Source organism: Xanthomonas sp. CFBP 8151 (assembly GCF_011761885.1).
Lineage (GTDB): Bacteria > Pseudomonadota > Gammaproteobacteria > Xanthomonadales > Xanthomonadaceae > Xanthomonas > Xanthomonas arboricola_B.
In genome coordinates, this window is record NZ_JAASQZ010000001.1 from 359,954 (window position 1) to 384,138 (window position 24,185).

At 65.9% G+C, this 24,185-nt stretch carries 22 protein-coding genes; 16 read left to right on the top strand and 6 right to left on the bottom strand.

Annotated features, from left to right (window positions below; translation table 11 throughout):
- Positions 1 to 9: 9 nt before the first annotated feature.
- The 10 genes from FHT08_RS01625 (at position 10) to FHT08_RS01670 (ending at position 8,520) form a co-directional block, all read left to right on the top strand.
- On the top strand, positions 10 to 519 hold the full coding sequence (locus FHT08_RS01625) for a GspH/FimT family pseudopilin (protein ID WP_046344332.1): 510 nt from the start codon (positions 10 to 12) through the stop codon (positions 517 to 519).
- Positions 516 to 932, top strand: coding sequence for a prepilin-type N-terminal cleavage/methylation domain-containing protein (locus tag FHT08_RS01630; RefSeq protein ID WP_046344331.1), 417 nt, complete (start codon positions 516 to 518; stop codon positions 930 to 932). The genes FHT08_RS01625 and FHT08_RS01630 overlap by 4 nt, the downstream gene beginning before the upstream one ends.
- A complete protein-coding gene (locus FHT08_RS01635; protein ID WP_104536304.1) occupies positions 929 to 1,564 on the top strand; it encodes a type II secretion system protein J in 636 nt (211 codons plus the stop codon). The genes FHT08_RS01630 and FHT08_RS01635 overlap by 4 nt, the downstream gene beginning before the upstream one ends.
- Positions 1,561 to 2,412 carry a type II secretion system protein GspK gene (locus FHT08_RS01640; RefSeq protein WP_166774090.1) on the top strand — a complete coding sequence of 284 codons (852 nt, stop codon included), beginning with the start codon at positions 1,561 to 1,563 and terminating at the stop codon, positions 2,410 to 2,412. Before FHT08_RS01635 ends, FHT08_RS01640 begins: the two co-directional genes overlap by 4 nt.
- Positions 2,409 to 3,530, top strand: coding sequence for a PilN domain-containing protein (locus tag FHT08_RS01645; RefSeq protein WP_166774091.1), 1,122 nt, complete (start codon positions 2,409 to 2,411; stop codon positions 3,528 to 3,530). The genes FHT08_RS01640 and FHT08_RS01645 overlap by 4 nt, the downstream gene beginning before the upstream one ends.
- Positions 3,514 to 4,167, top strand: a complete 654-nt coding sequence (gene gspM, locus FHT08_RS01650; RefSeq protein WP_104536302.1) for a type II secretion system protein GspM — start codon at positions 3,514 to 3,516, stop codon at positions 4,165 to 4,167. Before FHT08_RS01645 ends, gspM begins: the two co-directional genes overlap by 17 nt.
- Entirely contained in the window at positions 4,157 to 4,948 is a 792-nt protein-coding gene (gene xpsN, locus FHT08_RS01655; protein WP_166774093.1) for a type II secretion system protein XpsN, read from the top strand. Before gspM ends, xpsN begins: the two co-directional genes overlap by 11 nt.
- On the top strand, positions 4,945 to 7,221 hold the full coding sequence (gspD, locus tag FHT08_RS01660) for a type II secretion system secretin GspD (protein WP_166774095.1): 2,277 nt from the start codon (positions 4,945 to 4,947) through the stop codon (positions 7,219 to 7,221). The genes xpsN and gspD overlap by 4 nt, the downstream gene beginning before the upstream one ends.
- A gap of 73 nt (positions 7,222 to 7,294) precedes the next feature.
- Entirely contained in the window at positions 7,295 to 7,624 is a 330-nt protein-coding gene (locus tag FHT08_RS01665) for a hypothetical protein (RefSeq protein ID WP_139051641.1), read from the top strand.
- Positions 7,625 to 7,680: 56 nt separating this feature from the next.
- The gene (locus FHT08_RS01670; RefSeq protein WP_166774096.1) at positions 7,681 to 8,520 is read left to right on the top strand and encodes a glycosyltransferase; all 840 of its coding nucleotides are present in this window, start codon (positions 7,681 to 7,683) and stop codon (positions 8,518 to 8,520) included.
- A 488-nt stretch (positions 8,521 to 9,008) separates the two neighbouring features.
- Here the strand turns inward: FHT08_RS01670 and FHT08_RS01675 are convergent, their stop codons facing one another.
- From FHT08_RS01675 to FHT08_RS01690, 4 genes are all read right to left on the bottom strand, one after another.
- Positions 9,009 to 9,737 (bottom strand): UTRA domain-containing protein, encoded by a 729-nt coding sequence (locus FHT08_RS01675; RefSeq protein ID WP_166774097.1) that lies wholly within the window; start codon positions 9,735 to 9,737, stop codon positions 9,009 to 9,011.
- A 105-nt stretch (positions 9,738 to 9,842) separates the two neighbouring features.
- A complete protein-coding gene (gene pnuC / locus FHT08_RS01680; RefSeq protein WP_104607609.1) occupies positions 9,843 to 10,418 on the bottom strand; it encodes a nicotinamide riboside transporter PnuC in 576 nt (191 codons plus the stop codon).
- A 199-nt stretch (positions 10,419 to 10,617) separates the two neighbouring features.
- Entirely contained in the window at positions 10,618 to 12,783 is a 2,166-nt protein-coding gene (locus FHT08_RS01685) for a TonB-dependent receptor (RefSeq protein ID WP_166774099.1), read from the bottom strand.
- 32 nt (positions 12,784 to 12,815) lie between these two features.
- Entirely contained in the window at positions 12,816 to 13,976 is a 1,161-nt protein-coding gene (locus FHT08_RS01690) for a phosphotransferase (protein WP_166774101.1), read from the bottom strand.
- Positions 13,977 to 14,329: 353 nt separating this feature from the next.
- On the opposite strand from FHT08_RS01690, the gene FHT08_RS01695 reads away from it, so the two are divergent.
- The 6 genes from FHT08_RS01695 (at position 14,330) to pncB (ending at position 21,887) form a co-directional block, all read left to right on the top strand.
- Positions 14,330 to 15,169: a glycosyltransferase family 2 protein gene (locus tag FHT08_RS01695; RefSeq protein WP_166774103.1), complete on the top strand. Its 840-nt coding sequence runs from the start codon at positions 14,330 to 14,332 to the stop codon at positions 15,167 to 15,169.
- 129 nt (positions 15,170 to 15,298) lie between these two features.
- The gene (locus tag FHT08_RS01700; protein WP_166774105.1) at positions 15,299 to 16,321 is read left to right on the top strand and encodes a hypothetical protein; all 1,023 of its coding nucleotides are present in this window, start codon (positions 15,299 to 15,301) and stop codon (positions 16,319 to 16,321) included.
- Between the two features lie 13 nt (positions 16,322 to 16,334).
- On the top strand, positions 16,335 to 18,242 hold the full coding sequence (locus FHT08_RS01705; protein ID WP_166774107.1) for a glycosyltransferase family 2 protein: 1,908 nt from the start codon (positions 16,335 to 16,337) through the stop codon (positions 18,240 to 18,242).
- A 49-nt stretch (positions 18,243 to 18,291) separates the two neighbouring features.
- Positions 18,292 to 19,587, top strand: coding sequence for a hypothetical protein (locus tag FHT08_RS01710; protein WP_166774748.1), 1,296 nt, complete (start codon positions 18,292 to 18,294; stop codon positions 19,585 to 19,587).
- Positions 19,569 to 20,537: a glycosidase-like protein gene (locus FHT08_RS01715; RefSeq protein WP_166774108.1), complete on the top strand. Its 969-nt coding sequence runs from the start codon at positions 19,569 to 19,571 to the stop codon at positions 20,535 to 20,537. The genes FHT08_RS01710 and FHT08_RS01715 overlap by 19 nt, the downstream gene beginning before the upstream one ends.
- Positions 20,538 to 20,690: 153 nt before the next feature.
- Positions 20,691 to 21,887, top strand: coding sequence for a nicotinate phosphoribosyltransferase (pncB, locus tag FHT08_RS01720; protein WP_166774110.1), 1,197 nt, complete (start codon positions 20,691 to 20,693; stop codon positions 21,885 to 21,887).
- Between the two features lie 151 nt (positions 21,888 to 22,038).
- On the opposite strand, the gene FHT08_RS01725 is transcribed toward pncB, so the two are convergent.
- Together FHT08_RS01725 and FHT08_RS01730 are read right to left on the bottom strand one after the other, a co-directional pair.
- Positions 22,039 to 23,697, bottom strand: a complete 1,659-nt coding sequence (locus tag FHT08_RS01725; RefSeq protein ID WP_166774112.1) for a PA domain-containing protein — start codon at positions 23,695 to 23,697, stop codon at positions 22,039 to 22,041.
- The gene (locus FHT08_RS01730; RefSeq protein ID WP_104536289.1) at positions 23,690 to 24,103 is read right to left on the bottom strand and encodes a hypothetical protein; all 414 of its coding nucleotides are present in this window, start codon (positions 24,101 to 24,103) and stop codon (positions 23,690 to 23,692) included. Before FHT08_RS01730 ends, FHT08_RS01725 begins: the two co-directional genes overlap by 8 nt.
- Positions 24,104 to 24,185: the final 82 nt, after the last annotated feature.

The window sequence follows — 24,185 nt, forward strand, 5'->3', positions numbered from 1 at the left end:
CCGTTCGTCATGCGCGTTGCGTGTCAGCCGTTGCGTCATCCGCATGGAGTGGTCGGCCCTGGTCGTACACGCACGCGTGGCAGTTCGTTGCTGGAGATGTTGCTGGTGATCGCCCTGATCGCGATGGCCGGCGTATTGGCCGCCGCAGCGCTCAACGGCGGGATCGACGGCATGCGCCTGCGCACTGCAGGCAAGGCGATCGCCTCGCAGCTGCGCTATACGCGTACCCAGGCGATTGCCACCGGCACGCCGCAGCGCTTTCTGATCGACCCGCAGCAGCGCCGCTGGGAAGCGCCCGGCGGCCATCACGGCGATCTGCCGTCGTCGCTGGAAGTGCGCTTCACCGGCGCGCGGCAGGTGCAGTCGCGGCAGGATCAGGGCGCCATTCAGTTCTTCCCCGATGGCGCCTCCACCGGCGGGCGCATCGATCTGCGCGTCAAGGACGCGACCTGGCGTGTGGATGTGGGCTGGATCACCGGCGAAGTGCGTTCCGGGCAGTTGCGGACGCCGGCGCCATGAAGCGACAGCGCGGTTACAGCCTGATCGAGGTGATCGTCGCCTTTGCGTTGCTGGCGCTGGCGTTGAGCCTGTTGCTGGGATCGCTGTCCGGTGCCGCGCGTCAGGTGCGCGCGGCCGACGAGAGCACGCGCGCCACCTTGCATGCGCAGTCGTTGCTGGCGGCGCAGGGCATGGACAAGCCGCTGGTGCCCGAGCAGCAGCAAGGCACGTTCGAAGACGGGCATTTCCGCTGGTCGATGGATGTGCGCCCGTACGACGAGCCACGACGCAATCCGCAGGCGCCGGTATCCCCCGGCGCGCACACGTTGCTGCAGCTGACCCTGGTGGTGCGCTGGGGCGAGCAGCCCAATCAGGTGCTGCAGTGGCGCACCTTGCGGCTGGTGGCTGCGGCGCAGCCGGGCAGCGCGCCATGAGTCGCTCGCGCAGTGCCGGTTTCACCTTGATCGAAGTATTGCTGGCGACGATGTTGCTGGTCGGCGGGCTGGCATTGGCATTTGCCACCTTGCGCTCTGCCAGTGCGGTGAGCCAGCGCGGCGAGGCGATCGCCCAGCGCAGCGAACGCGTGCGTGCGGTGGAAGAGTTCCTGCGCCGGCGGCTGGCGGCGGCACTGCCGATCGCGATGGGCATCGACCCGCAGAGCCAGCAGCCGATGCTGTTCATCGGCGAGCCGCAGCGCATGCGTTTTGCCGCCGATGTGCCGGATTACCTGGGCCGCGGCGGGCCGTACCTGCATGACCTGTCGGTGGCCGGCGAAGGCGAACAGCGCACGCTGCGGATCGCGTTGACCATGCTGCAATCGGGCAAGTCGATCGAAGAGGGCGCCACGCTGCCGCCGGAAACACTTGCCGAAGACGTGCAGCAGGTGAGCTTTCGGTATCGCGGCATGGATCCGCAGAGTGGCCGCCTGAGCGCGTGGTTGCCGCAGTGGGAATGGCACGACCGTCTGCCGCTGCTGGTGCGCATCGAGATCCGTAGCGGCGGTGCCGCCTGGCCGCCGCTGGTGGTGGCCTTGCCGCAATCCAGCAACCCGGGAGCGGGGCAATGAGCGCGATGCGCGGTGCCGCACTGGTGTTGGTGCTATGGCTGATTGCGCTGCTCACCGCGATGATCGGCGCATTCGCGCTGACCGCGCGGGTGGAAGCGCTGCAGGGCAGCATGCTGCGCAACGGCGCGCAGGCGCAGGAGTACGCGCGCTCCGGGCTGGAATACGCATTGTCCCGCCTGCAAAGCACCGACACCCAGGCACGCTGGCGTGCGGACGGCCGGCGCTATCGTTGGCAGATGGACGATGCCACGGTGGAGATCCGCATTACCGACGAAAGCGGCAAGGTGGACTTGAACATGGCCGAGCCCGCGCTGCTGGCCGGCCTGGTACGCGCGGTCGGTGGCGAACAGGGCCGCGATACCCGCATTGCCGGTGCGATCGTCGACTGGCGCGATGGCGACTCGCTCAGCCAGCCGGGCGGTGGCGCGGAAGACCGCGATTATGCCGATGCCGGATTGCCGTACGGCGCCAAGGACGGCCCGTTCGAAACGCTGGGCGAGTTGCGCCTGGTGCTGGGAATGGATGGCGAGCTGTATCGCAAGCTGTTGCCCAACCTCACCCTGTACAGCGGCCGCTCGCGTCCCGAAGCGCGCTTTGCGCCGGGCCCGGTGCTGACCGCGATGGGCCTGGATGCGCGGCAACTGCTGGCCCAGCGTGACGCGCCGCCGGGTTTGCCGGGCAGCGAGGCGACGGTCGGTGGGTCGGACACTTATAGTATCGAGAGCCGGGCGCGACTGAGTCAGGGACGCGAGGCTGTGTTGCGGGCGGTCGTCTCCACCAGTGCGTCCGCATTACCCGGGTCGGCGTATACCGTGTTGCGTTGGGAAGAGGGAGCAGCAGTGCAATGACCGCATGGCGGGACACCTTGGGTCGTATCGGCGTACGCGCCATGCCGGGAGCCGGAGGCTTCTGGCGTTGGTGGCAACAATCGCTGCTGGCCTGGCTGCCGCAGCGCTGGCAATGGCAGTTGGGCCTGTCGCCGTCGCGGCTGTTGTTGCAGCCCGACGGATCTGCGCTGCAGTTGCTGCGTCAGCGCGATCACAGCAGCGAGGCCATCGCCAGCCTGCCGTGGCCGGTGCAGCCGCAGGAAGTCCATGCCTTGCTGCCGACCGCGCTGGAAGGCCTGCCACGGCATTGGCTGCTGCCGGCCGCGCATGCCTTGCGTCGTCCGTTGCGCCTGCCCGCGGCGGCGGCGGCGCGGCTGCAGGATGTGGCGCGCTTCGAGATCGACCGGCAAACCCCGTTCACTGCCGACCAGGTGTACTTCGATGCGCGCGTGCTGGATGTGCGCGAAGACGGCCAGCTCGATGCCGAACTGGTGGTGGTGCCGCGGCGCATGATCGATGGCCCGGCCGGCGTGCCCGACGCATGGGCCAGCGCCCTGTCCGGCATCGATGTCGCCGACGCGCAGGGCCTGCCCTTGGGCGTGAACCTGCTGCCGCCGGCGCGGCGGCTGCGGCGCAGCGACCCGATGCAGCGCTGGAATCTGCTGCTCGCTGCCGCCGCACTGGTGCTGCTGGCCGTGGCCGGCTGGCTGCTGCTGGACAACCGCCGCCAGGCCGCCGACGACTTGCGTGCCAAGGTGCAGGCCAACGCCGCGCGCGCGCGACAGGTCGCCGCCGAACGCCAGCAATTGCTGGATCTGGTCGAAGGGGCCAGCTTCTTCCAGCAGCAGCGCGCCACCCGCCCCACCTCGGTGGAAATCTGGGACGAGCTGAGTCGGCGTCTGCCGGGCGGCACCTATCTGGAAAAATTCTCGGTCGAAGGCGGGCAACTGCAGTTGATCGGTTTGAGCAACGAAGCCTCCTCGCTGGTGCGGCGCCTGGAAGGCTCGCCGCTGTGGCGCACGCCCTCGCTGACCGGCGTGCTGCAGAGCGATGCCGGTCGCAACGTCGACCGCTTCACCATCACCGCCGAACTGGCCGGCCCCGATGCCAAGGAGGCGGCCGATGCCACGCAGCGTTAAGCGCGATCGTTGGATCGCTTTGGGCCTGCTGTTGCTGGTGATCGGCGTGGCCTATCTGGTGCTGGTGCACCCCTGGTTCACCCAGCCGATGATCGCAGTGCAGGACGACCTGCAGGCGCTGCGCGAGCGCGAGCTGCGCGTGCGCGTGCAGCTGCAGCAGGCACCGGAAGTCAGCAAACGGCTACGCCAGGCGCGCCAGACGCTGCAAAGCCGCCCGGGCTTCCTGCCGGAAACCTCGGCCGAACTGGCGTCGGCCGGCCTGGTGCAGCGGCTGGAACGCGCCGTGGTGGAAGCCAGCCCCGGCAACCGCAGCTGCGCGATCAGCAACCGCTCGCCGCTGCAGCCGGAAAGCAAGGACCGCTTCACCCGCGTCGCGGTGCAGGTGCGCCTGCGCTGCGGCACCCCGGAGCTGGCCTCGGTGTTGTACAGCCTGGAAAACGGCACCCCGCGCCTGTTCGTGGACAACCTCAACGTGATGGCGCAGCGCTATCAACTCTCGCCCAACGAAAGCGGCAACGGCCTGGATATCGCCTTCGAACTGGCCGGCTACCTGCGCCCCGGCGCCAGCGCCGCGCCGTTGAACACCGACGCGGCGCCCACCGCAGCCGACGCCGCGGAGGCCAGCAATGCGCCTTGACATGATCGGACTGCGCACCTGGCTGCTGGCCACCGTGGTCGGCTGGGCACTGCTGGTGTGCGTGCTGGCCGTGGCCGGGCTGGGCAAGCGCGTGGAGCTGCTGCCGGACGACCCGGCACTGGTGCAGCGCCTGCCCACCCTGCCGGCACCGGCACCGGAACGGCTGGGCGCGTTCGAAAAGTATTCGGAGATCGCCGCGCATCCGGCCTTCGCCGAAGACCGCCTGCCGCATCCGTTCTTCCTGTCCGGTAACGAGGGCAGCAGCGCCGCCTCGACGGTGCGCCTGACCGGCGTGCTGCTGACGGACAACTTCAAGATGGCCACGCTGACGCTGGACCCGCAGGATTCGGTGCGGGTGCAACTGGGCGGCGAGGCGGTCAAGGGCTGGCGCCTGCTTGCCCTGCAGCCGCGCAGCGCAACCATCGAAGGCCCCGGCGGCACGCAGACACTGGAGCTGCACGTGTTCAACGGCCTGGGCGGGCAACCGCCCACCGCCAATGCGGGCGCGCGCGGCGTTGGCGGCGCCATCCCGCCGTTACCGTCGCCCGATGCCGCCGCGGTCGCGCCGGCGCAGCCGCCGCAGACCCAGCCCGCCACGCCGCCCCAGCAGCCCGGTGGGCAGGCACCGCCGACGGCGCCGCCGCAGCGTAGCGATGGCGCCCAGGAAGCCCCACGCCCCTCCGATGATCAGATGCGCGCCATCCGCGAACGTATCGAAGCCCGACGCCGCCAGCTGCAACAGCAGCGCCAGAGCGGCTCTACCCCCGGTCAGACCCAATGAGTGAACGCATGACGCAGCGCCTGTTTCCCGTGTCCCTGCTGATCGGCCTGCTGGCCGGTTGCGCCACCACTCCGCCGCCGGACGTGCGCCGAAACGCGCGCCTGGACCCGCAAGTCGGCGCTGCCGGCGCCACCCAGACCGGCGCCGAGCAACGCGCCGAGGGCAATGCCAGCGCCAAGCCCACCCCGGTGATCCGGCGTGGCAGCGGCACCATGATCAACCAGAGCGCGGCGGGCGCGCCGGCGCCGACGCTGGGCATGGCCAGCAGCGGCAGCGCCACCTTCAACTTCGAAGGCGAATCGGTGCAGGCGGTGGTCAAGGCGATCCTGGGCGACATGCTCGGGCAGAACTACGTCATTGCCCCCGGCGTGCAGGGCACCGTGACCCTGGCCACGCCCAATCCGGTCTCGCCGGCGCAGGCCTTGAACCTGCTGGAAATGGTGCTGGGCTGGAACAACGCACGCATGGTGTTCAGCGGTGGCCGCTACAACATCGTGCCGGCCGACCAGGCGCTGGCCGGCACTGTCGCGCCCAGCACCGCATCGCCGTCTGCCGCGCGCGGTTTCGAAGTGCGCGTGGTGCCGTTGAAGTTCATCTCCGCCAGCGAAATGAAGAAGGTGCTGGAGCCGTACGCTCGCCCGAACGCCATCGTCGGCACCGATCCCTCGCGCAACGTGATCACCCTGGGCGGCACCCGCGCCGAGCTGGAAAACTACCTGCGCACCGTGCAGATCTTCGACGTGGACTGGCTGTCGGGCATGTCGGTGGGCGTGTTCCCGATCCAGTCCGGCAAGGCCGAAAAGGTCTCCGCCGATCTGGAGAAGGTGTTCGGCGAACAGAGCAAGACACCCAGCGCCGGCATGTTCCGTTTCATGCCGCTGGAAAACGCCAACGCGGTGCTGGTGATCACCCCGCAGCCGCGCTATCTGGACCAGATCCAGCAATGGCTGGACCGCATCGACAGCGCCGGTGGCGGCGTGCGGCTGTTTTCGTACGAGTTGAAATACATCAAGGCCAAGGATCTGGCCGATCGGTTGTCTGAGGTGTTCGGCGGGCGTGGCAATGGCGGTAATAGCGGTCCTTCTTTGGTGCCGGGCGGTGTTGTGAATATGTTAGGTAATAACAGTGGCGGGGCTGATCGGGATGAAAGTCTTGGAAGTAGTAGTGGTACCACTGGTGGAGATATAGGTGGCACGAGTAATGGTTCGAATCAGTCGGGTACGTCAGGGAGCTTCGGCGGAAGTAGCGGCAGTGGCATGCTTCAGCTACAGCCTAGTACCAACCAGAACGCTAGCGTCACGCTGGAGGTGGAGGGCGACAAAGTTGGTGTTTCGGCAGTCGCTGAGACCAATACCTTGCTCGTGCGCGCAAGCGCTCAGGCGTGGAGCTCTATTCGTGATGTAATTGAAAAGCTCGATGTAATGCCGATGCAGGTTCATATCGAAGCGCAGATTGCAGAAGTAACCCTGACTGGCCAGCTGGAATACGGTGTTAACTGGTATTTCGAGAATGCAGTAAATGCGCCTATAAATGCAGATGGTAGTGGCGGCGCTGGGTTGGCACCCGCTGTGGGAAGAGGTATTTGGGGGGATGTATCTGGGAGCGTTACAAATAATGGTCTTGCGTGGACTTTCTTAGGGAAAAACGCGGCCGCGATAATTAGCGCATTGGATCGGGTCACGAATTTGCGTCTTCTTCAAACTCCTTCGGTTTTTGTACGGAACAATGCCGAGGCTACGCTCAATGTTGGGTCCCGTATTCCTATCAATTCGACATCGATCAACACTGGGCTAGGTAGTGATAGTAGTTTTTCTTCTGTGCAATATATTGATACTGGTGTTATTTTAAAGGTGCGTCCGCGCGTAACCAAAGATGGTATGGTTTTCCTGGATATTGTTCAGGAGGTTAGTACACCAGGTGCACGTCCTGCTGCATGCACCGCTGCAGCAACCACCACTGTGAACAGTGCTGCCTGTAACGTGGACATTAATACTCGGCGTGTCAAGACCGAGGCAGCTGTTCAGAATGGAGATACAATCATGCTGGCTGGTTTAATTGATGACACGACTTCAGATGGCAGTGACGGCCTACCCTTTCTGAGCAAGCTACCAGTTGTAGGGTCTCTTTTTGGACGCAAGACACAGAATAGGAATCGTAGGGAAGTTATTGTTCTAATTACGCCATCTATAGTGCGTAACCCTCAAGATGCGCGAGATTTGACGGATGAATACGGTCAAAAATTCAATGCTATGAAACCGATTGAGAAGGATTGATGCTCGTTAAAAGGAGGTGGTATTTCTGATCATTAGTTGCTGTTGGAAATAATAGGCCAACTTAGGATTTAATATGAACAAGAGTAGCTCAAAATTTTTAATTAAATCTGTGCTAGCAGTTTCTGTTTTTTCCGGTTTTTTTGTAACGAGTGCCCAGGCTGTTCCGTTTAGTGTGACTTACAATGGGGAAGCATCTGGTCCGCGCTATGAGACCGCCCGAATTGATGCTATTGGGTATGCAAGAATGCGTGCCTATTTTGATGGTTGGCTTGGAGCAAATACTCCGCAAGTGGCAGATAAATTATGCCCTTTAACTAATCTTATTTGGTATCAGCCCAACGGCTCGGCGGGCGGTTATGTAGTGATAGCTACTATTACATGCACGAAGCAAATCCCTGGGTAATTTGTAATCAATTTATTTTAATATTGTATTATTTTGCTCCTTTTCTAGGCTGAGTAATGGTTGAGGCTTTGCCTATTGTTCTAATGAGCGTTGGTTTGGATGAGCATCGACTTGACGCTTGTTTAGGCGCATTGGATGCAGCCACGCCCGCCGGTACGCGGGTGTGGCTGGCCGACGATGCGCAGGCCGGCCCGCGCGGCCGTGCCGTGATTGAACATTGGTTGGCGCGCACGCCGTTGCAGGCGCATCACACCCGCCGCCAGCGCATGCTCGGCGAGGTGGCGCATCTGGATGAAATGCTCAGCGGCTGCGGCGATGCCGATGTGGTGGTGTTGGGTGTGGATGCCTGCCCGCTGCCGGGGTGGTTGAATCAGCTCAACGCCTGCTTTGCGCGCGATGCGGCGATCGCCACCGCCACCCCGTGGAGCAATGTGGGCGAAGCCTGCAGCTGGCCACGCCTGGGCGAACTCAATCCGATGCCCGCCGCGCCGGAGCGGCTTGCCGCTGCATGTGCAGCGATGCCGCCACTGCATCCGGAACTGCCGTCGGCAATCGGCCACGCGGTGCTGCTGCGCGGCAGCGCACGGCGCAAGGCCGGCGGCCTGGATGCCAGCAGCTATGGCTCTTGGTATGCGGCACTGGTCGATCTGAGCCTGCGCATGGCTGGGCTGGGCTGGCGCAACGTACTGTGCGACACCGCCTTCGTCGCCTCGCCGCACGAAGGCCGCCCCGCCGATGGCGACATGGATGCACTGGCCACACGCTGGCCGGCCTGGCACGCACGCCTGGCCAACTTCCTGATGCACGACCCGCTGCGCGCGCAGCGCGATCAACTCTCGCAGCTGCTAGCCGATTTACCGCCGCCGGATCCACAACGCAGGCTATTTGACGCGTAGAACAGCTGCTAACGCGGCATGCTCACCGTCAGGCGGGCGCAGCAGGTGTTCGGTGGACTCCTACAGTGCAGTTCCTGAGCGCTGTCCTATGCAACCTGACGACTGCTCGCCGTGCGCTGAGTGAAGTGGCTTTGTCGGCCGTATGTTGGTGGATGCTATCGGACGTCCAGGTCAAACGCCGAGTGGGTCGAGGGCGCGGTGCCCTCAGCGCTCGCGAGACACGCCGTGAACCCGTCCGTGGGGGCTCGGTGGCGGCATCCATGCCGCCACACGGTCCCGCAATCGGCGAGGGCACCGCACCAGAGAGTGAGTCGGTTGCTTTGTTGAAAACATGCACACCGACCATCTTGACGGGTCCTTGCCCGCCCACCGTCGCGTAAGAGCTTACAAGGACGTACTTGCAGCGTGTCCTGCGATGGTGGGCGGGCAAGGGCCCCTGCAGCCAGGCCGCAGTGCAGTGACTGACGTGACGTAGTCTTGTTAGCCGCTCAAGAAGCCGACCGCATCGGTGCCTCGGTCCGTACCACCACATCCAGTGCATCGTGGCGCCAGGATTCGATATCCAGCTCCACCGCGCGGTCGTCTTCGGCGAAGCTGATCCGCTGCAGCCGGAAGCAGGGTGTGCCGGTGGTGGACTGCAGCAACAGGGCTTGCGTGGCGTCCAGCCCGGCCGGATGCATCGACAATTGCGCGCGGCTCAGGAACAGCCCGAGTTTCTGGTTGAACACGCTCGACAGCGAGCCGGCCAGGTCGTGCTCCAGCAGGCCCGGTGCCCAGGCGGCCAGCACCACGTTGGTTTCCAGCAGTACCGCGCGGCGGTCGATCCAGCGCCGGCGTTGCAGCACGAAGACCTGCTCGTACGGCGTCTCCAGCCGTAGCGCCGCCGCGTAGGCGGCCCCCGCTGCCTGACGGGTGGCACTCAACAGCTCGGTGCGCGGTCTGCGTCCTTGCGCCGCCACGTACTGCATGAAGCCGGCGATGCTGGTGGGGTCGTAGCGCACGCGCGGCGCGCTGACGAACCAGCCGCGCCGGTTCTCGCGATAGATGCGGCCCTGCGCTTCCAGTTGCTGCAGGGCCTCACGCAAGGTGATGCGGGTGCAGCCGAAGCGTTCGGCAAGCTCGCGCTCCACCGGCAGGCGCTGATCGGGGCCCCATTCGCCGGCGGCGATCTGCGACGAGACGATTTCGGTGATGGCGTGTTGGCGCGACACGCTCATGCGGCGATCCACCGATGACGGAAGCCGCGCATGTGCAAGACAGTGTGATGAAAGAGATGCATGTTGCGATGGTAAAGAAGAACGCGCCCGCAAACCGCAGGCGGCTCAGGCAAGGCCGGCCGGGTTCTGCTGCTGTTGGGTTTTCCAGCTGCGCCATCCATACAGCGCCAGCAGCACGAAGCCTGCATACAGCAGTGCGGTGGGGTACAGCCCCTTGCTGACGAACACGCCCACGTAGACGCAATCGAGCACGATCCACAGTATCCAGTTGGCAATGCGTTTGCGTGCGGCCCAGACGCTGGCGACCAGGCTGAAGCTGGCCAGCGCCGCGTCCAGCCACGGCAGTGCGGCATCGGTACGGTGATGCATGTAGGCACCGAGCGCGGTGGCGAACACGGCGCCGCTGCACAGCGAGATCCACAGCTCCGCCTGCGGCATCGGCAACGGGCGAATGCGTGCGCGCGCGGCCATCCCGCGCTGCCACTGCCACCAGCCGTACAGCTGGGTCAGCACGTAGACGCCTTGCAGCAACATGTCCGAGTACAGCTTCCACTGGTAGAACAGCCAGGCATACAGCGCCACCGCCACGATGCCGACCGGCCAGCACCATCGAATGCGCCGCGCGGTCAGCCAGACACCGAGCAGGTTGATCACGACGGCGATGGATTCGAGCAATGACATGGAAGGTCTGGGGAGGATGTCTGATGGGCGATGGATCGGGGGCTGGGACGCAGAACAGTTCAACGCGACCGTGCGAGCAGGCCGAGCGCGTTCACTGCCTGTAGCCGATACCTGCAGCGCACTCGGCCCGCGCAGCACCGCTGTCGCGTAACCCGTGCAGCTCATGCGTCAGCGGATCGCATGGCCGCATCGGCCGCGTTTAGAAGTCCACCTGCACGGTCAGACGCGCCGTACGCGGCGCACCCGGGAACAGGTACGCATCGCCCTGGTATTCGCCGCTATCGCGCCAGTAGCGCTTGTCGAACACGTTGTCCACGTTCAAGCGCCAGGTGGTGGCCAGCCCGCCCAGTGCAGTGGCGTAACGTGCGCCCAGGTTGGCCACGGTGTAGGCCTGCACGCTGGCGTTGCCGAGCCGGTCGGCGAACTTGCGCCCGCTGTATCGCATGCCTGCCAGCAGCGCCAGGCCATCGATGCCGGGCACGCTGTAGTCGGCCTGCAGGCTGGCGCGCAGCTTGGGCACGTTGATGGCCTGGTGGCCTTCGTACTCGGCAATGTCGGTGTCTTCGGCGCGTGCGCGGATCGCCGCGACGCTGGCGAAGATGCGCAGCTGCGCGGTGGCCGCGCCATCGGCCGACAACTCCAGGCCGCGGTTGTGCAGGCGGCCCTGTTGCACATAGCGCAGGCCGCCATCGGCCTGCGGCTGGGTGAACTGGTAGGCCTGGCGGATGTCGAACAGCGCCGCGCCCAGACGCAGGCTGTCGAGCTCGAATTTGGCGCCGGTCTCCAGCTGGTAGGCATTGGTCGGGGGCAGGATCTCATCGGCGTTGTCGGCAAACCACGGGGCGGTACCGCCGGCGGCCAGGCTCTTGGCGTAGCTGGCGTACAGCGATACCTGCTGCTGCGGTTTGAACAGCAGCGCGGCCTGCGGCAGCAGCGTGTCCTTGCGCGTGCGTCGCTCCAGCACGCCATCGCGGTCGAAGCTGCGCTCGTCCAGGCGCACGTAACGCGCGCCCAGCGACAGCTCCCATTGCGACCCAAGACCGATCCGGTCGGCCAATACCAACGCACGTTGACGGCTGTCCAGGCGGCGTTGCTTCGGGTCCAGGGCGACGTCGGTCTGTGCAAACACTGCGGGGTCGCGGTCGATGCTGCCGCTGCCGACGAATTCGTTGACCGAACCGAAACGATCGATGGTGCGGCGTAGCCAGTCGCCGCCGATGCTCAGGCGGTGATCCAGCGCGCCGGTGAGCACACGGCCTTCCAGCGTGGCGCGCAGTTGATCGTGCACGCGGGTGTCGTCGGGGCTGCGGTAGTCGTAGACGTCGTACTCGCCTTGCGCGCTGAAGAAGTTCGGGGTGACGCTGTCGGCGCAACTGGCCGCGCCATAACAGCCCCAGGCGAACGCGGAGAAATCGTTGATCACCGAGCGGCTGCGTGACGCTTCAGCGGTAGCGCGCCAGTCGTCGTTGAACTGGTAGGCGTAGCGCAGCTGCGCATTGAGCGAATCCATCTCCACCGGCCGCGACCACGGCTGGTAGCCGAGCAGGCGATGCACATCGATAGCGCGCGGCACCTGGGTGCCGTCCAGGAGCTGATAACCCGGCACCGAGCGTTGCTGCCGATGCTGATACTCCACATCCAGCTGCAGCAGCGATTGCGGGCTGATCTTCCAGTCGCCGGCCAGCGACAGGAAATTGCGATAGCCGTCGGCGTGCTCGACATAGCTGTTGATGTCTTCGCGCGCTGCGTTGACGCGCAGGCCCAGGCTGCGCTCGGCACCGAACCAGTCGCCCAGGTCGGCGGCGACATAGCGCGAGCCTTGTTCGTCGGTGCCCAGGGTCACGCTGCGCACGTGCTCGGGCCGCTTGGTGCGGTAGTCGATCAGCCCGGCCGGTTCGTTGACACCCGATTGCAGCCCGGCCAGGCCCTTGAGGATCTGCACCTGCTGCTTGTTTTCCAGTGCGATGGATTGTTCGCCCACTGCGCTCAGGCCATTGATGCGGTAACTGTTGGCGGCGTTGAGCGAATAGCCGCGCACGACGAAATTTTCGTAGTAGCCGATCGGTGCATAGGCATCGCCGGCGGAGGCATCGGCACGCAATACCTCGCTGAGCACGCGAGCCTGACGGTCGAGCAATTGCTGGCGATCGATCACCGCGATCGAGGCCGGGGCATCCAGCAGCCGCGTGGCGCCGAAGCCGGTCAAGGCCGTGCTGGCGTCGGCGTGTTCGCCACGCACGTTGACCGCATCCAGTTCGACCGCCTCGGCACCGGGGTGTTGCTGCGCGAGTGCAGGCGTGGCGACGCACAGCGCAAGTGCAAGCGCAAGCGGGCGGCGGTGGGGCAGGGGGGCGGACAGGTGCATGCGCAGGGCTCGAAAAGGAGAAGGAAGAACGCTCATGGCAACCGGCGCGCGCGTGCGCGCAGGTGATCGAGCAGACACTGGCCATCGGCGCTGGCAAACCAGTCCGCATGGCCGAGCAGGTAACGGTGGTAGGCGATGTCGGCGTTGTCGGCCGAGCGGGTGATGCCGGCGAAGTAGTCGATCTCGCTCAGTGCGAAGTCGGCATGCACGATCGGCAGCAAGGCGGCCAGCTGCCTTAGCTGCGCGGCGTCCAGCGCGCAGTGCCGGGCGTAGCCGTCCAGCAAGGCGTCGAGTTGCTCCAGCTGCGGCTGCGCGCGCTGCCCTGCATCCAGGTTCAACCATGGGATCAGAGTGCGTTCGATTGCCGTGGCCAGGTCGAACATCGCAAAGCTGCGGTCGCACAGGCCGAAGTCGAACACCGCACTGACCGCGATGGCCCCATCGTCATGCGTGCGCCACAGCAGGTTGGAGGCATGCCAGTCGCCATGCGTCCACAGCGGCGGCAGGGCACCGGGCGCCGACAGCACCGGCCATGCCCGGGCGTGCCAGGGCAGCAGGTGGTCGGTCAGGTCGCGGCGCCAGGGCCGGTCCTGAAAATCGGCGGCCAGGCCGGGGCGCGACAGCAATGCCTGTTCCACCGCCCGGATCGGGTCGGCCTGCGCGAACAGGGCCAGGTTGGCCACCAGCACGCTGCTTTGGCGTGGCGGCGCATCGAATCCCTGCGCTGCCAGGTGCAGGCGGGCCAGCGCGGCACCTGCCGCCCACGCGTGCGTGGCGGAGGTAAAGGGCGTCCACGACAAGGCATCCCGGTACAGGTCCTGGCCGAGACCCGCGCGCTGCACTTCGTAGACCCAGTCCGCATCGGCCAGGGCGGTGCGGCCCGCGGCATCGTGCAGCACCTCGACCACCGGTGCCCCGGCCCAGCGCAGATGCGCCATGAACCGGTGCTCTTCGCGCACCGCAGCGACATTGCGCACGCTGCGGTGATGCCGCTTGACGATGACCGTGCCGTTGGCGGTGTCCACGCAGGCGGCGGCGGAAAACGGGCGCGCACTATGCCAGCGAATCAGTTCGCCACCGCCAGGAGCGGGAAAGTGCTGCAGCACGCGATGGATTTCGTCGGCGGTCAACACCGGCCAGTCCGGCAGCGCCAACTCCAGGCCCATGCCGTGCACCTGATGCGAGGTGCTCATGCGCGCGGATCCGGCAATGTTGAGCCGTCCAGTGGTATAGACCAGCCAATCGGTGTCGAAGGGGCGCACCCGGCGCGCGCGCCGGCGACAACATGGACGGCGCTGCCAGGCCGTCGTTGCGGCGCGCCCACCATCAGGCGGTTGCGTTGCAGGGAATGAAAAGGCAGCGCAACACCGAAAGGTCGCTGGCCGTCATCTCGATACTGAATGTGGGGTGCGCCGTGGGCGGCGCCTGCGCAAAGCCGCTGGGCGGCTCCGGGCGCGCAGTATGCCTGCTGCGGCTGCCAGCCGCCAGATCGGCGCCGGCACACGCCCGATGGCGTTGCGCTGCCCCGGCGCCGGATAATGGCCGGATGACTCCCGTCCAGATTGCCGCCGTCGTCGTCACCTATCAGAGCAGCAGCACCATCGATGCATGCCTGTTGCGGCTGCGCGCGGCAGAGGGCATCAGCGAGATCCGGGTGGTCGACAACGCGTCCAGCGACGATACGCTGGAGGTCGTGCAGCGGCATGCGTTGGCCGATGCGCGGCTGCACTTCATCGCCAATCCGGACAACCCGGGCTTTGCGACCGCCTGCAACCAGGGCGCGCGCGACTCGCAGGCGCCCTGGCTGGTCTTCATCAACCCGGACCTGATGGTCGAACGCGACACATTGGCGCAGCTGTGCGCGCGCGCGGCCGGGCACGCGGCGGTGCTGTTGGGCGTGGAGCAGGTAGACGAGCAGGGGCAGCCGGATGCCGCCGTGCGCCGTCGCGATCCGGATTTTGCGGCGATGCTGCGCGCACCGCGCGCTGCCGCCCAGCTGGCGGTGCCGGCCGATCCATCTGCGACCTTGCAGGTGGTGGACGCCATTTCCGGCGCCTTGATGCTGATGCAACGCAGCCTGTTCGACCGACTCGACGGCTGGGATGGCGGCTACCGGCTGCACGCCGAAGACCTGGACCTGTGCCGACGTGCGCGTCAGGCCGGCGCGCTGGTGGCGGTGGCCAACGATCTGCAGGTCCTGCATGTGCGCGGCGTGTCCAGTCGTTCGCGGCCGTTCTTTGTCGAGTGGCATAAGCACCGCGGCCTGTGGCGCTATTTCCGCAAGTTCGAGGCGGGCCGGCGCGGGCGGTTCACCCGGCTTGGCGTCTGGCTGGCGATCTGGACCCATGCGGCCGCCCAGGTGCCGAGATTGTTGCAAAACAGATGAGTCCGCTCGCGTTAAATTTGTGATAAATCGGTGATGGGTGGCGGAACTTAACTGTGATACGTTTCGCCTCGAAGTGTGATCAATCACTAGCTTCCTGTCCCTTCCGGGTCCCCCATCAGGAATCGTGCAATGTCCTTACACAACGACCCGCAGCTGCGGGTACGTCAGCCATGCGCCGCCGCGCTGCAGTCCAGTTCGGTTGCCTTGCCCCCTTCTCTTGAGTCCACCATGTGTCGCGCGCCGGTGGCTGCGCTGTCGGCGCTCGCGTTGAGCTGCCTGATGGCTGCCGTGCCGGGTACGGCCTTGGCCGGTGCCTGGACCCAGCCGCAGGGCGACACCCTGGTGATCGTCAAGGCGCTGCATAGCGATGGCACCGGCTGGTTCGACGACGCCCATCACCGCGGTGATTTCGGCAACAACGGACGCAGCCGCCAGGACCAGCTCAATGTGTATGTCGAGCATGGTCTGAGCGATACGCTGAGCGTGATCGGCAATTTCTATTTCACCGAAGTCGGCTTCAACAACGACGAACCGGTGAACGGTGCGCCCGGGCGGGCACGCCGCAGCACGACCGGCTTTGCCGATCAGGAGATCGGCCTGCGCTACGCACTGCCAAGCGCGGCCGACGACGTCTGGCGTAGCGCGGTGCAGGCCTTGGTCAGTCTCCCGGCCTACGGGCGTAGCAAAACCTATCACCCAAACAATCCTGGGCGCGACCCCGCGCTCGGCCTCGGCGACTACGGCCTGGAGCTGCGTTACAGCCGTGGGCGTGGTTACACGCTGGGCGGGCGCAACGGCTACGTCGATCTGGGGGGCGCGGTGCGCTTGCGCGGCAGTGCCGCTTCCGACGAAGTGCGGGTGGATGCATCCACCGGCCTGAGCCTGACCCCGAGCTGGTTGCTGCTCGGCGAAGTCAACGTGATCCAGGGCCTGGGTAACGGTCGTAACGACGCGTTTGTCGTTGGCTCGACACCTGGCGATTCCGGCTTCGTCGCCACCGGCACCAACTACGACCTCACCAAGCTGCAGCTGTCCACGCTGTACACCGCGCCGGGCGGCAGCCAGTGGCAGGTGGGCTATCAGCAGCCTGTCATGGGCCGCAACACCGGCGCCGCGGGTGGGCCATTCGTGGCCGCCTGGTGGCGGTTCTAAGGACGCCACGACAATGACGGTCACCTGCGAAATGGAGGCGCTTGGACGGGCACCGGACATCGGCCGCGAGCGCGGTCTGTTGGGTCGCGCGCTGGTCACGGCAGGCGTCATCACCGACGAACAGCTGCGCTCGGCGCTGGCGTTGCAGCAACGCTGGAACTCGCGCCTGGGCGATGTGATCCTGGCCCAGCGCGGCGTACCGGCGCAGCGGTTCTACGCCATCGTCGCCGCGCATTTCGGTCTTGAGTTCATCGACTTGGTGCAGCAGCCGCCGGATCCGGAACTGCTCACCCCCGGCGATCTGGAAAGTTACGCGCAGCGCCTGCTGCTGCCGTGGCGTCGCGAGGACGGCGTGCTGGTGCTGGCCGTGGCCGATCCCGACCCGGCGGTGTTTGCCTGGGCGCGTGCGCACTATGGCGAAGACGTGCGTTTTGTCGGCACCGCCAAGTTCGACATCATCTGGAGCCTGCAGCGCTATGCCGACGAGCAGCTCACCGACAACGCGCTGAACCTGCTTGCAGCGCATGCGCCGACCTATTCGGCGCGCCAGGTGGTGACGCGCGGACAGAAGTTCACGCTGTGGGCAATTGCCGCGGTGCTGGTGATCTCAATGGTGCTGTTCCCGGTGCCGGCCCTGATCACCGTCAACACGCTGGTGGCGCTGGGCTTTCTGGCAACCTTCGGGCTGAAGCTGTTGCTGGTGTGGTTCGGCTCGCGCCACCGCATCGACATCAAGGTCACCGAAGACGAAGTGGCCGCGCTGCGCGATGACGACCTGCCGGTCTATACCGTGCTGGTGCCGATGTACAAGGAGCCGGAAGTCCTGCCGATCCTGGCCAACGCGCTGCGCAAGCTGGATTACCCGATCAGCAAGCTCGACGTGAAGCTGGTGCTGGAAGCGGACGATGTCGACACCATCGAAGCCGCCAAGAAACTCGGCCTGGAGGCGTTCTTCGAAATCATCCGGGTGCCGCCGTCGCAGCCCAAGACCAAGCCCAAGGCCTGCAACTACGCGCTGCATTTTGCGCGCGGCGAACTGCTCACCATCTACGACGCCGAAGACAAGCCCGAGCCGGATCAGCTCAAGCGCGTGGTGGCCGCATTCCGCAAGGCCGAAAAGGACGTGGTGTGCATCCAGGCGCGCTTGAACTACTACAACGCCGACGAGAACTGGCTGACGCGGATGTTCACGCTGGAGTACACGCTCTGGTTCGACTTCTACCTGCCGGCGCTGGAGTACCTGCGCATTCCGATTCCACTGGGCGGCACGTCCAACCACTTCCGTCTGGATGTGTTGCGCCAGGTGCGTGCATGGGACCCGTACAACGTCACCGAAGACGCCGATCTGGGCGTGCGGCTGATCCAGAACGGCTACCGCGTCAACGTGGTCAATTCCACCACGTTCGAAGAAGCCAACGTCAGCATTCCCAACTGGATCCGGCAGCGGTCGCGCTGGCTCAAGGGCTACATGCAGACCTGGCTGGTGCACATGCGCGACCCGGTGCATCTGTATCGCAGCACCGGTTTCAAGGGCTTCTGGGGCTTTCAGTTCTTCATTGGCGGCGGCTTCTTCACCGCATTGGGCGTGCCGGTGCTGTGGGCGCTGTATGTGGTCTGGGCCGTGACCGGGACAACCGCGTTCGAGCGCTTCTTCCCGCCCTGGCTGGCGACCGTGTCGTTGGTCAATCTGTTGTTGGCCAATGCGTTCTTCATCTACATCACGCTGGTGGCTGCGTTCAAGCGCGACTACTTCAAGCTGGCGCCCTACGCGCTGACTGTGCCGTTCTATTGGGCGCTGCAGTCGATCGCCGCTTACAAGGGTCTCTGGCAGCTGATCCACAATCCGTTCTATTGGGAGAAGACCACTCATGGCATCAGCAAGCATTCGGAAAACGAGCGCCGCGCCGCACTCGAAGAGTGAGTCGGCCGTCTCGCGTCGTCACAGCGGGCTGCCGGCGTTTCTGGTCGCCGTGGTGGCCCTGTCGCTGCTGAGCCAACCCTTGCTGTTGCAGTCGGTCGGCTCCGCCGCACCGGCAATCGCGCCCGCGGACAGCTTGCCGGCGACCAGTTTGCTGGCGTGGGCGATCAACCTCGGACTGGACAGCTGGAATCTGCCGTTCCAGGTCTGGCCGTTCCTGGCAGTTGCCGCCAATGCACTGTTCCTGTCGCTGCTGTGGCGCGATCTGGCCGGCGTGTTCGGACGCGGCTGGGCCAGCGGATTGACGGTATTGGTGGGCTGCAATCCGCTGTTCCTGTTGCCGATCGCCGCCGGTGGAAGCCAGGCGGTGGGTCTGCTGGCGTTCTACGGTTTGTGCCGCACCTTGCGCCGCCTGCAGATGCCGGTGGAGGCCTTCACCTACCTGCGCATCGCCGGCTGGTTGTGCATCCTGCTGTGTCTGGATGTGCAGACACTTGCGCTGTCGACGATGGTGGCACCGTGGCTGCTGCTGGTGATGCCGCCGCAGATGCTGCGCAAGGCGCCGGGGTCGTTCTATCTGGTGTGCTATCTGCCGTTCGCGTTCCTGGTCGGCATGTGGGCCTACGTCAATCTGACCGTGTTCAACGCACCGTGGCCGTCGCTGTCGAGCATCGGGCAGGGCGCGCATCCGCTGCCGTTGCCGCTGGCCGACCACGCGCTGGGCTGGTTGCCGGCCGTGCGGTGGGGCGTGGCGGCGGTGGTCTGCTTCCCGGTCCTGGCATTGCTGGCCCGCAGTTGCAGCAGCGCGCTCACGCGCGGCGTGGTGGCCAGCGCCGGCACCGTGATCTGCGCAGCGGCGTTGTCATTTGCCTTCGGCTGGGCCGGGTTCGACGCCTTGTTGCTGCTGTGGGTGCCGGTGGCATTGCTGTTGCGTGCACTCCATGCCGATCAGCGCAGTCAGGCCGCCGGCCTGCTGTTGCTGGGTCTGATCGGTGCGGCCTGGGTGCAGCCGCAGGGCTGGGGCAGCTGGATGCGTGCGGCGCCTGCCGATGCGCAATCCTTGCTGCAGGGCGAGGCGATGGTCATGGCTGCGCCGGTCTCGTTGCCCACCAACGGCGCGGCAACGTCGGCAGCGGACGCTAGGCAGTCGCGGCCCCCCGCAGCCACTTCCGCGGCCGTGTCCGGGCAGGTCGCTGCCGGTGCCAGCGCGCCCGTTGACGCCAGAGCTGCCACTGCTGCAATGGTGCAGCCGGGCAGGAACGCCGCTGGCATCGGTGCAGCGGACTGCGCGCGCACCACGACAGCCTCCACCACCGAGGCATCTGCCGCATGTTCAGACGCGTTCTGAGCACTGCGTTTCTGGTCGGGGCGTGCATGCTGGTCAACGGCTGCAACGCGGACGCATCGACGTGGATGGGCGCCAACGTCAAGGTCTCGGCCAATGCGCCGTGGGAAAGCGAAGCGGCGGCGCAGTCGCTGGACGCGCTGGCCAGAACCGGCGCCAGCAAGGCGCTGCTGGTGGCATTTGTGTGGCAGGCCAACCCGCAGTCGAACGACCCGGTGCTGGGCAGCGACAGCAGCGTGGAGGCCATGCGCGCCGCATTGCGGCAGAGCCACCACGCCGGCCTGCAGGCCACGCTCAAGGTGCATGTGTGGATTCCCGGACATTGGGCCGGCGACACGGCGCCCACAGACCAGGCAGCCTGGTTTGCCGCGTATCAGAACGCGTTGCTGCCGTTGGCCAGACTGGCCGAAGACGAGCACGCCGAAGCGCTGGTGATCGGCACCGAACTGCGCAAGCTGCAGGACGCGCCGCAGTGGCCTGGCCTGGTGGCGGAAGTGCGCAAGGTCTACCACGGCAAGCTGCTGTACGTGGCCGACGGCATGGAGCACGCCGAAAGCTTCCGTTACTGGTCCTTGTTCGATGCAGTGGGCACCAGCCTGTATCCGCGGCTGTCCGAAGCGGCCGCTACACGCACGGCCGAGATGAACGCTGCCGCGCAGCGTCTGCAGCAACTCGGGCAGCGCGTGGGCAAGCCAGTGTGGGTGGCGGAGCTGGGGCTGCGTTCTGCACGCGGCAGCCTGGCCGCGCCATGGGAAAGCCCGGAACAACGCGCCGCCGCAGTCGACACCCGCCTGCAGCTGCAGGTGTTGCAGCAGTGGCGCAAGGTCCTGCAGGCGCACGGCGTGGACGGCATCGCGCTGTGGTGCTGGTACACCGACCCCAAGGCCGGTGGGCCAGGCGACAGCGACTTCACCGTGCAGGGCAAACCTGCGCAGCAGGTGCTGGCGCGCTGAGCGATCACGCCCGGCCATCTCTCAGAGAAGCTGCCGAGCGCAGTTGCCAAGTGAGATCGCCAAGCGCACTGCCGCCGCGCAGCGCACCGCCGCCCGGGGCATGGGAACGGTTTGCACGCAGCGCGATCGCCGCTGCGGGCATAATCCGGCAGCATGATCATCCATTCGCTGCTCGACACCGACCTGTACAAATTCACCATGATGCAGGCGGTGCTGCATCAGCATCCGGCCGCGCAAGTCGATTACCGCTTCAAGTGCCGCACGCCTGGTGTGGATCTGGCGCAGTTCATCGACGAAATCTCGCGCGAGATCGACGCGCTGTGCCGGCTGCGTCTGCGCGAGGATGAAGTGGGCTATCTGCGCGGCCTGCGCTTCATCAAGCCGGACTTTGCCGACTTCCTGGCGCTGTTCCATCTGGACCGCAAGTATCTGCAGCTGTCGGCATCGACCAGCCACCCAGGGGAGATCGAGCTGACCATCCGCGGCCCCTGGCTGCATACCATCCTGTTCGAGGTGCCGTTGCTGGCGATCATCAACGAGGTGTGGTTCCGCAACACCTCCGAGCCGGATTACGAAGAAGGCCGTCGCCGCCTGCGCGAGAAGGTGAGCAGCCTGCGCAGCATGCCGGCCGGCTGCAAGATCGCCGATTACGGCACCCGGCGGCGCTATTCGCGGCACTGGCACGGCGAGTTGCTGCCGTTGCTGCGCGATGGCCTGGGCGAGCAGTTCGTCGGCACCAGCAATGTGTATTTCGCCAAGCATTACGGCCTGACCCCGCTGGGCACGATGGCGCACGAGTACCTGCAGGCGTTCCAGGCGTTGGGGCCGCGGCTGCGCGACTCGCAGGTGGCTGCGCTGGAGTCGTGGGCGCGCGAGTACCGTGGCGATCTGGGCATCGCCCTGTCCGATGTGGTGGGGCTGGACGCCTTCCTGCGCGATTTCGATCTGTACTTCTGCAAGCTGTTCGACGGCATGCGCCATGATTCGGGCGACCCGTTCGAATGGGGCGAGCGGGTCATCGCCCACCTGCAGGCACACCGCATCGATCCCGCGACCAAGGTGCTGGTGTTCAGCGACGGCCTCAATATCGACAAGGTGATGCGGCTGTACGCGCACTTCCACACGCGCTGCCGGCTGGCATTTGGCGTAGGCACGAGCCTCACCAACGACCTGGGGCCGACGCCGCTGCAGATCGTGATCAAGATGGTCCGCTGCAATGGGCAGCCGGTTGCGAAGCTCAGCGACTCGCCCGGCAAGAGCATGTGCGAGGACGCCGGTTACCTGCGCTATCTGCGCGATGTGTTCGGCTTGCTGCCGATGCCGGAAGCGGGCGAATCCGCGCGGCAATGACTGAGACGACTGCGCGCCGGGCCCGGTAAGGCGTTGTGCGTCATCGCTGCTGGTGGCGCGGCCCGGCTTGAGCGGCATGAGGGGGTGAGCGAACGGCGCCTTAGGGGCGCCGTTCGCATTCCACCAACTACCTGCAGAGCGCGCCCGTCGCTTACGGGCGCACCTTGGTGGCGCAGACAAACACCGCTGCCTGTTGAATGCGGCTGATTGCACCCTGGTTCTGCAATTCGCGTGCGTGCTCGTCCATGCAGGTCAGGTACCCCAGACGGTTACCGGCGTTCTGCGTCTTGCACAGGCTGTTTTCGGCCGAGATGTTCGCGCCGGGAATCAGCCCGCCGGTTTCCAGCGTCGGCACCAGCGTATTGCAGTTGCCCAGCTTGGCCAGCCCGCGATTGAGCGTCCAGCCGATATCGGCAAACAGCGCCGGGGTCAAGTCGATGTTCAGATGCGCCTGCACTTCCGGCGTATCGAATGGTTCCATCAACGCGTTCGGCTGCAGGTCGGTATCGAAGTGCGAGAACGTCGACCCGCCGGCCACCACGCTGGGCGAATACAGCCGCGTGCGGCCCGCGGTATCGGTGCCCTGCAACAGCTCGGGGTCTTCGTACAACGCCGCCACCACTCCGGCGTTGCCTTTCAGCCGCGCGCCATCGGTCTGCGACACCATGATCGCCGGGATGGTGATGTCGGTGATTGGCGGGGCGGCATTGCCCATCGTCTGCACGCCGGCCGCGTTATTGGCCACGATCACGCCCACCGCACCGTTGAGCTGTGCGTTCTTGACCTTGATCGCGAACGCGCAGGTGCCGCGGTCGATCAGCGCCACCCTGCCGGCCACCTCGGCCGCGTTGACGAACGGCGTTTCGCAACCATCGCTGGCCGATGCGGCAGCCACCCCGTCATTGACCGTCACCACTGCGCGGGCCGGGAAATTGGCCGCCGTGGCCAGCGGCCCGAAGCTGGCAAAGCCCACCTCGAACTTGCCTGCCGCGCTGGCCGGTGCGCTCACCTGCAACAGGGTGCGCGGATCCAGGATCAGCGCGGCTTCGCGGTTGACCCGCGTGCCGGCCCACACCGTACGGCCGGGCGTGCGCATCGCTTCTGCACGCAGCGCATTGGTCATGGCCGGGTCGTCGAAGCGCTTGTTCTGCACGTTGTCGAAGGCCTGCGCGGTGTAGACATCGGTCAGGCCGCTGCCCGAGCCGAGCACACCGGTGGTCTTGTTGAGGAAGCCGGCCGCACCCAGGCCGTGGCCAATCTCGTGCATCACCACGTTGAGGAAGTTGATCTGGCCCTCGGGCGTCTTGCCGTCCAGGCCCAGGTACCAGCCCGAGCCGGCCAGGCAGTCGGGCTTGCCCAGATCGCCGTTGAATTGCGAGAACACGTCGGCCGGATCGCTGGGATCGGGGACCAGATCCTGCCCGGCGATCGCGTCGCCCAGCGCAGACGGATACAGCGTATTGGGCTTGGAACCGGGGAAGTCGTTGACGATCCAGTTCGGGCCGGCCTGGCCCAGCGTGCCGCCGGTGGCGGTACAGGTCAGCCGCGCGAACGAGGCATACACCTTGATCTCGACATTGCTCTGCAGCACCGCGCCCCACAGGTCCATCGCGTACTGGTAGGCGATGCGGCGCTGCTCGCCGACCGAGCGCCCCGGATTGCCACCCAAGGGCGCTGCGGTGGTGGGGTCGTTCAAGCCGACGCTGGTGCCGGCGTCGCCATTGATCAACGTGACGTTGGCGGCGCTTGCATGCAGCGGCGCGATGGCCGCAGCCACGGCCAGAGACAACAGCAACGAGGGCTTATTCATGCGGCAGCGCTCCGTGCTCGGCGTGGGCGGGTTGGGTGTCGGCGTCTTCGCTGTGCTCGATGACGATGCGGCCATCGGCCTGACGCGTCGCCATCAACGAGCTCATCTGCGTGGCCGGCAACTTGCGCACCACGGTGCCATTGGGCAGGCGTCGCTCGGTCGCGCGTGCGGCAGATTCGGTCTGCGGAACCGCAGCGCGGGCAGCGCTGCTGCGGGCAGCCGACGCAGCCTGCTGATCCAGCGCGGCGCTCTCGGCGTCGGTCAGCGGGCGTAGCTTGCCGGTGACGGGATCGATACCGACCTTGGAACTGGTGGTTGCAGTCTCCTGCGCCAAGGCCATGGCCGGCAGGCAGACGACACACAACACTCCGGACAGCATCCATCCGGGCTTACGGAGGCTCATCATCGTTGGGGTTTCCTTGAGTCCAACAGGGGAAAGGAACGCCATGCAGGCACCGGCGTCGGGGGAATCCTTCCGTTTCAGTCTG